Source organism: Acidimicrobiales bacterium (assembly GCA_036491125.1).
In the GTDB taxonomy this organism is placed as follows: Bacteria; Actinomycetota; Acidimicrobiia; order Acidimicrobiales; family AC-9; genus AC-9.
The window spans coordinates 1-6,802 of sequence record DASXCO010000092.1; the positions used below are offsets into that span (position 1 = coordinate 1).

Below are 6,802 nucleotides of genomic sequence, written 5' to 3' on the forward strand. Positions count from 1 at the left end.
CTCCGTCAACGCCAGCGGGAGCTTCACACCTCCCACGAACAGTCCCTTGCCGGACTCCAGCTTGAGTTGCTGAACGGCCTTGCCCAGATCCCCGCGTACGAGTTGCGCGTTCCAATCGCCCTGCTCCAGCGTGCTCGACACCACGTCCTTCTTTGCCGCGTTGATCGTCTGGGCGAAGGGTTCCGTCCAATCAGGTCTCGCTCCCGTCGGCGCCGGCGACCGCCACGCTGATTCCATCATTTCGTAGGTCACCCGGCCAAAGAGAAGGGCATCGGCCTGGTTGATGTTCTCGACCGAGTGACGATGCAAGTCTTCGTCCGCCGGGATTGCAAGATGATCGCAACACCCGTCCAATGTGACGTTGATGGAGTACCGAAGGGGTCGCATTTCGCGAGAGTAACCGCCGATGCGGTACACCGGCGAGGTGTCGCCCTCGACCCGATCGCCAAGTCCGCGACACACCACTAGGATCTGCTGCCATGCGCGCTGCCGTCAATCTCCACATCGACGCGTCGCCCGACCAGGTCTGGGGACTCGTCGGCGACATCACGAAGATGGGCGAGTACAGCCCAGAGGTGATTGAGGCAGAGTGGATTGACGGCGGCACTGGGCCAGCGGTCGGCGCTCGTTACCGGGGCACGTAAAGCGAAACGAGAACTGGCCTGTTCTCTACTGGACCACATGCAAGATCACCGAGTGCGTGCCAGGTCAGGTGCTCGAGTTCGCGGTCATGATGCGCGAGCGGCCGGTGAACACTTGGCGCTACGAGTTTCGCGCCTCGCACGACGGAGGCACCGATGTCACCGAGTCCTTCGACCTCGGCGACAATCTCTTCACCAAGATTTGGCGCCCACTCGGCGGGTTCTTGCAGGAGCGTCGCAATCGACGCGACATGCTTCGCACTCTCGAGCAGGTCAAGGCTGTCGCTGAGCAGCCCCGCCAGCAATCTCGAACCTGAGGGCGCGAACAGTGCCCCGGCATTGGGGGACACCCGACGACCCTCATTCTGGGCCACTCGGGACCGGTCTTCGGAGGTAGTCCCGCCAGATCCGCGCGCCGGCAATGGACCTGAGCAGCATCTTTGGATATCGGGCGGGACGTCGGCGACACTGCGGTCATGCCTGATGGACCACCGCTTGCCAATCTCATCACGCTGGGCGCTCGCGACTTCCCGACGCTTCGTGACTTCTACCGTCGTCTCGGCTGGCCCCAAGTCATGGACAGCGATGATTTCGCCGCTTTCGAACTGCGAGGCGTTGTGCTCGCTGTATTCCCCCTGGCGCAGCTCGCTCGGGACGGGCGATGTGATCCTGACCCTGGCACCGGTGGGATCCGGTTCAGCATCGGGATCACGGTAGAAACAGCGCAAGCGGTGGACGCACTGGCCGACAAGATGCGCCAAGCCGGCGCCCGCGTCACAAAAGAACCAGTCGATGCTGAATTCTTCATGGGACGGTCTGCCTACCTTTGCGACCCGGAGGACAACTATTTCGAGATCGTCTGGGCGGAGCGAGACAACCCCGTTTCCGCATCGATCCGCCGTTCCGCCGGCCTCTGACTGCAACGGCGGTCCGTGTCCCGCCGCGCCTCTCATCCCGACGGGCCATGGGCGCCGCCGAGAACGCCGGCTCGTGGGCGACTTGCGAATTATGGAAGACGCTTTGCACCTGGTGGGATGGCGTCTACGGTGCTGAACATGCACGGGCCTGGGCAGGAACACGGCCAGAAGCGGTTCGACTCGGCGGCGCAGGCCGCCGAGTGGGACGCGAGGTACAGCGAGCGCGACGGAACGATGTGGAGCGGGCGGCCCAACGGGCGACTCGTTGCCGAGGCCGCCGGCCTCACCCCCGGGCGGGCACTCGACGTCGGTTGTGGCGAGGGCGCCGACTCGATCTGGCTCGCTCGGAGCGGCTGGACGGTCACCGCGATCGACATCTCCGATATCGCCGTCAGAAGGGCACGGGAGGCCGCCGATCTGGCCGAGGTCGCCGTCCACTGGGTCCGGGGGAACGCCCTGCAGGTACCCTTCGCGGCCCGGTCGTTTGACCTTTTGTCGATGCCGTACCCAGCCCTTCCCAAGACCTCCGGCGAGCCCGCCGTACGGACTTTGCTCGACACGGTGCGTCCGGGCGGGTTGCTGCTCGCCGTCTACCACGAGCTTGACGACGAGCACCGCGACCACATGAAGGCGCGGGGCGTTGACCCAGCAGACTACGTCGGTGCCGACGACCTCGGCCGGCTACTCGGCGACAACTTCACGGTCGAGCTACACGCGGTCAACCCGCGCATCGACCCACCGCCAGGCACCCCACACATCGCCGATATCACCCTGCGCGCCCGGCGTCGCTAGCCGCCGAGCGGGAGGCTCGCCCCGAACGTCGCCGTCGGATATCCCAGAATCGCGATTGACATCGGCGAGTGGACGGCTAGCGTCAGGCTCAGGCAGCCAGGCATCCGGGAGGATGTCGGCTAAAGGGAGGGGACGCCAATGAAGTACATGATCAGCTGGTTCGAACGCCCGCAAGGTTCATCCGCGGAGTATGAAAATGCCCAGAACCGGATACTTGAGGTGTTCGGTCAGTGGAAGGCGCCCGCAAATTTCAAGATCGAGCTATTCGTGGTGCGAGTAGGTGACTGGGGTGGGTACATGCTGGCGGACTGCGACGATCCGTTAGCTGTTCACAAGTTTTGCTCGACCTTTCCCGCCTTTGAGTTCCAGGCGCGACCCGTGGTTCCGGTCGAGGATGCTGTCCGCGTCGAACTCGAAGCCATGGCCTGGCGCGATGGACTGAAAGGCAAGTGATCTTCGAGAGCCGAAGAGTCCGCGTATCCGGACTACGTGGTGCGACAGTCATTGTGGGTTCGGTGATGGTCGGGTCAGCGCTACAGGACCGATGAGAATGGGGGGCGGTCAGCGTCTGTTCTGCCATGGCTGAGGTGTTCGCAACTGGAATTCAGATGGGTGAGTCCCCGCGGTGGCACGACGGACGGTTCTGGATGTGCGACTGGCTGGCCGGTGAGGTGCTGGTCTTCGACGCCGACGGGAACCGCGAGGTCGTGGCGCGGGTGAGCGGCCTGCCGTTCTCGATCGACTGGCTCCGCGACGGCCGGCTGGTCGCCACCACCCCGAGTGGGGTGGTGGCCGGCGCGGGCCTGGAGCCGTATGGCGCAACGGGTCAGCCCTTCAACGAGATCGTGGTCGATGCCGCCGGCAGGGCGTGGGTGGACATGCCTGGCTCGATGCCCTGGGAGGAGCCGCGGCCGGGGACCGTGGCCGTTGTGCAGCCCGATGGGACCAGCCGCCAGGTCGCCGAGGACGTGTGGTTCCCGAACGGGATGGCCGTACTCGGCGACGACACGCTCATTGTCGCCGAGTCGCACGGGGACCGGCTGACCGCTTGGACGATCAGCGAGTCTGGCGAGCTGATCGACCGACGGGTGTGGGCCGATCTCGGACCGGGTTCTGCTCCCGACGGCATTTGCGCGGACGCCGAGGGCGCCATCTGGTACGCCAGCGTTCCTGGACGGCGCTGCTCGCGCGTCGCCGCGGGGGGTGAGGTGCTCGACACGGTCGAGGCCGATCGAGGCTGTTTCGCTTGCATGCTCGGCGGCCACGACGGCCGCACGCTGTACATCGTGGCCAACCACTACAGCGCCAGCGGCGCCTCGGACGGCATTGTGCTCGTTCAACCGGTCGCCGTGCCGCACGCCGGGCGCCCCTGAGTACCCTGACCGCTGCCCCCAAACGCGCGCTGCTCACCCCTGGAGGCGGTGCCCCAACCGATGCCGGCTCCGGGCCGTTATCTGTGCGCCCTGGTCTGGGGCCGAAAGAACGGCTGTACGAGGGGAGTGCCGACTCGAGGAACTCATCGATCGGCGAGGCCGGGCAAGCCGTCTCGCTGACCTGAGGTTAGAACCTGAAGCGAGTCAGCCCGCCCGGCTCGGTGCCCAGGACGGCGACCGCCCCCGTGTCGACCGACCGCCGAACACCCAACCCAGGTAGGAGGTCGACCATCCGAGCTGCACCCGGGTTGTTGACTGCCCCAAACTGCCGGCAGGTGGACACGTCCTCTGCTCAGGTTGCCGGGCCAGTTGAACCGTCCGGATGGTTGCTCGGGTAGCGATCTCAACACTTGGTGCCCCGCACCAGGACACCCCGCTTGGTGAGCCATAGTGGCAGGTCGACCGTCTCGGCTCGTTCTTCCGCGATGTAGTTGTGGCGACAATAGGAGCGGACCGCCTCAACGGTCTCAAGAGGGAAGAACATGCCGTCCCACCGTTCTGTCTCGATCTTCTCGAACATCGACGCCACGATTGACGGTGCCTCCTCCGCGTCGAATGACGACGACGGATAGCCTTCGGGCACGAGTTCGCGGTCGTTATCGCGCGCCGCAGTCGACGCGTAGTAGTGGCCGCCGGACCGCAACACCCGCCGGGCCTCACCTATGGCGACAGACGGGTCGTCGACGTGATAGAGGCACCATAGGTGAGTGACGTCGGCGAAGGTTTCTTCGCGGAACGGCAGCGCGCGCATGTCGCCGAGCACCACGGGTCGGAAGGGGTTTGCCGTCAGTTGCGCCGGCGACGAGTCCAACCCCGTCCACGTAACGCTGGCGTCGAGGAGCGAAGCGAGCCGCCCGTCGCCACAGCCAATGTCGAGGACAGGCCCGCACAGTTCCGGCACAATCATCTCGTGAACATCGTGTGGAGATTCCCAAGACCGCCACCGCTCGGGATCGGAGTCGTAGTCCGGTGGGAGCGCACCCATCGGATGAAGCTTCGCGCAGAGGGATCGCCCTGCCCCAAACCCGTGTACCCGGAGGGCAGCCAAGAGTGCCCTCCAACGCCGGCCGTGGGGCGCCGATCGAGTCACCCCAGCCGTGACACTCATCACCGGGCCGGAGCGTTACCGGTCCTCGCCTCCGTCGCCGGCTTCAAGGCTTCGAGCGTCTCTTGCATGCTCTGACGGTTGAATTCCGCACGGTCAGCGACGCCCGTACGGATGGTGCTCACGAGCCTCACCGGTGCCAACCGTAGATCGACCCAGGTTTCCCTGACGCGACATCCCGTTTCGGTCTCCTCGATCATGTACTCCCAGTCGGCGATGGGCAGCAGTGGCGCTGTCACGCGGAAGGCGAAACGCCGACCAGGATCGGCCACCATCACCGTCACGAGGGTCGACCATCCGCGCCGAGCAGACCGATTGCGGCCGAGGAATCTGGCGCCAACACCCGGACCATCCCCGCCCAGCCAGCGCCCTCCGGTGCTCTCAGGGCTCCACTCGCCCATACGCGGCAGGTCGCTGATGAGGTCATACACGACGTCTGGGGAGGCGCTGACGTCCTCCGTGACGGAAACGCGATCTCGCATACCGCGGATCTTGGCATATCGGGCACCAGGTCGCTCAGGCCACCGGTCGGATGCGCCCGCGCCTGAAGGATGCCGGCCGCTGTGTGCGGTCGCTCACTCCGGCAGGAATCAAGTCGCTGGCTGGAGTATCTTCCTCGCCGAGGGGATCTTTCGGCTTGAGCTGGGAGGCCGAGGTTGACCGAACAATCTGAGCCCGCAGCGGTCGAGCAGCCGGACTGGGAGCCCGGAGCCCCGTCGGCTCGCGCCATGGCGCCGAGCGTGGTGGGCGGGGCTGTCGTCCCGCTCGCGGTGTACTACGCCGTGCGCAGCCACGTGCACGGCGACGCGACGGCACTGATGATCGCCGGTGCCCCCGCCGCCGGCTGGGTGCTCATCGAGTGGCTGCGGCGGCGGCGGGTGGACCCTATCGGTCTGATAGTGCTGTTCGGGTTCGTGGCCGGTATCGTCGCCTCGGTCGCCCTCGGTGGCGACGCCTTTGTGCTCAAGGTGAGGGACTCCGCCTTTACCGCCGTGTTCGGCGTCGCCTGCCTCTTCTCGCTTGCCTGGCGGCGACCGATCATGTTCCTCATTGGCCGCGCCTTGTCTGCCGGAAACAACCCGGACAAGGTGCGCGCCTACGACGAGATGTATGACCTGCCGACAGCACCCCGGACCTTCGCTGTCATCACCGCCTGCTGGGGGGTCGGGCTGGTCACCGAAGCAGGTCTGCGGGTCGTCCTAGCGGTGTTGTTGCCGACCGGTCCTTTCCTGGCGGCCTCGCCTGCCCTGGCCGGCATCGTCTTCGGCGGGCTGTTCGCCTTCACCGTCTGGTTCAGTAAGCGGGCACGTCGGACCGGCGAGCAGCTTTACGAAGACTCCGGCGTTGTCTTCCCGTCCGTCCCGGCGGTCGCTCCCGCCGCGGGTCGGCCTGGCGAGCCGAGCCCCTCTAGCTGATCCTCTAGCACCGAGAGCCTCACCCGCCCCTCAGGCCGGCGACCCAGAACGGGTCCTTGAGCGGTCCGCGCCGGAGGTGAGTCCGTACGCGAGGCGAGCGCCAGCGAGGGCACTGGCGCGATGTCCGGAGCACACAGAACGCGCCTGGCACCGGCGATCAGGGACGACCGTCCAGCGACCTGGGGCAGTGCGACCACGACGTGATCACGGTGCGGCCGGGGGTTGCCAACTCGGGTTGCGCCCCAGGCGAGCGAGCAGCCCGGTCTGCGGGTCAGCATCAGCTGGTACCACGACGGTTGGACCGAACATGCCGGAGGCGGCCAGCGCCTTAGGATCGTCGGGCAATCGGCTGGCGTAGCGCTCGCACAGGTCGGAATCGAGTCGCTCATCGCCACCGACGGCGCGGGCGAGATCCCACGTATGGACGAGGACGTCCTGGGTCAGTGCGCCAACGAGCGGCGCCGCGTCGAGCTCGGTCGGCGGGTTGTTGCCGACGGCT

The 6,802-nt window shown here is 66.3% G+C and carries 11 protein-coding genes; 7 read left to right on the forward strand and 4 right to left on the reverse strand.

Annotation, left to right across the window (positions count from 1 at the left end):
* The coding region (locus tag VGF64_07885) for a hypothetical protein (GenBank protein ID HEY1634661.1) at nt 1-417 on the reverse strand (417 nt) is incomplete at its 3' end.
* Nucleotides 418-479: 62 nt separating this feature from the next.
* On the opposite strand from VGF64_07885, the gene VGF64_07890 reads away from it, so the two are divergent.
* The 6 genes from VGF64_07890 (at nt 480) to VGF64_07915 (ending at nt 3,723) form a co-directional block, all read left to right on the forward strand.
* The gene (locus tag VGF64_07890; GenBank protein ID HEY1634662.1) at nt 480-644 is read left to right on the forward strand and encodes an SRPBCC family protein; all 165 of its coding nucleotides are present in this window, start codon (nt 480-482) and stop codon (nt 642-644) included.
* Nucleotides 645-712: 68 nt separating this feature from the next.
* Entirely contained in the window at nt 713-958 is a 246-nt protein-coding gene (locus VGF64_07895) for a hypothetical protein (GenBank protein HEY1634663.1), read from the forward strand.
* A gap of 159 nt (nt 959-1,117) precedes the next feature.
* Entirely contained in the window at nt 1,118-1,558 is a 441-nt protein-coding gene (locus VGF64_07900; protein HEY1634664.1) for a VOC family protein, read from the forward strand.
* Between the two features lie 138 nt (nt 1,559-1,696).
* On the forward strand, nt 1,697-2,350 hold the full coding sequence (locus tag VGF64_07905; GenBank protein HEY1634665.1) for a class I SAM-dependent methyltransferase: 654 nt from the start codon (nt 1,697-1,699) through the stop codon (nt 2,348-2,350).
* A gap of 138 nt (nt 2,351-2,488) precedes the next feature.
* The gene (locus tag VGF64_07910; GenBank protein HEY1634666.1) at nt 2,489-2,803 is read left to right on the forward strand and encodes a DUF3303 family protein; all 315 of its coding nucleotides are present in this window, start codon (nt 2,489-2,491) and stop codon (nt 2,801-2,803) included.
* A gap of 125 nt (nt 2,804-2,928) precedes the next feature.
* Nucleotides 2,929-3,723, forward strand: coding sequence for an SMP-30/gluconolactonase/LRE family protein (locus VGF64_07915; protein HEY1634667.1), 795 nt, complete (start codon nt 2,929-2,931; stop codon nt 3,721-3,723).
* Nucleotides 3,724-4,126: 403 nt separating this feature from the next.
* On the opposite strand, the gene VGF64_07920 is transcribed toward VGF64_07915, so the two are convergent.
* Together VGF64_07920 and VGF64_07925 are read right to left on the reverse strand one after the other, a co-directional pair.
* Complete coding sequence (locus VGF64_07920) at nt 4,127-4,831, reverse strand: class I SAM-dependent methyltransferase (protein HEY1634668.1); 705 nt, start codon at nt 4,829-4,831, stop codon at nt 4,127-4,129.
* Between the two features lie 59 nt (nt 4,832-4,890).
* Entirely contained in the window at nt 4,891-5,370 is a 480-nt protein-coding gene (locus tag VGF64_07925; GenBank protein ID HEY1634669.1) for an SRPBCC family protein, read from the reverse strand.
* A gap of 246 nt (nt 5,371-5,616) precedes the next feature.
* Between VGF64_07925 and VGF64_07930 the strand changes: the two genes are divergently transcribed.
* Nucleotides 5,617-6,303 (forward strand): VC0807 family protein, encoded by a 687-nt coding sequence (locus tag VGF64_07930; GenBank protein ID HEY1634670.1) that lies wholly within the window; start codon nt 5,617-5,619, stop codon nt 6,301-6,303.
* Between the two features lie 204 nt (nt 6,304-6,507).
* Here the strand turns inward: VGF64_07930 and VGF64_07935 are convergent.
* Nucleotides 6,508-6,802, reverse strand: a 295-nt coding sequence (locus VGF64_07935; GenBank protein HEY1634671.1) for a hypothetical protein, incomplete at its 5' end; no start/stop codon positions are given.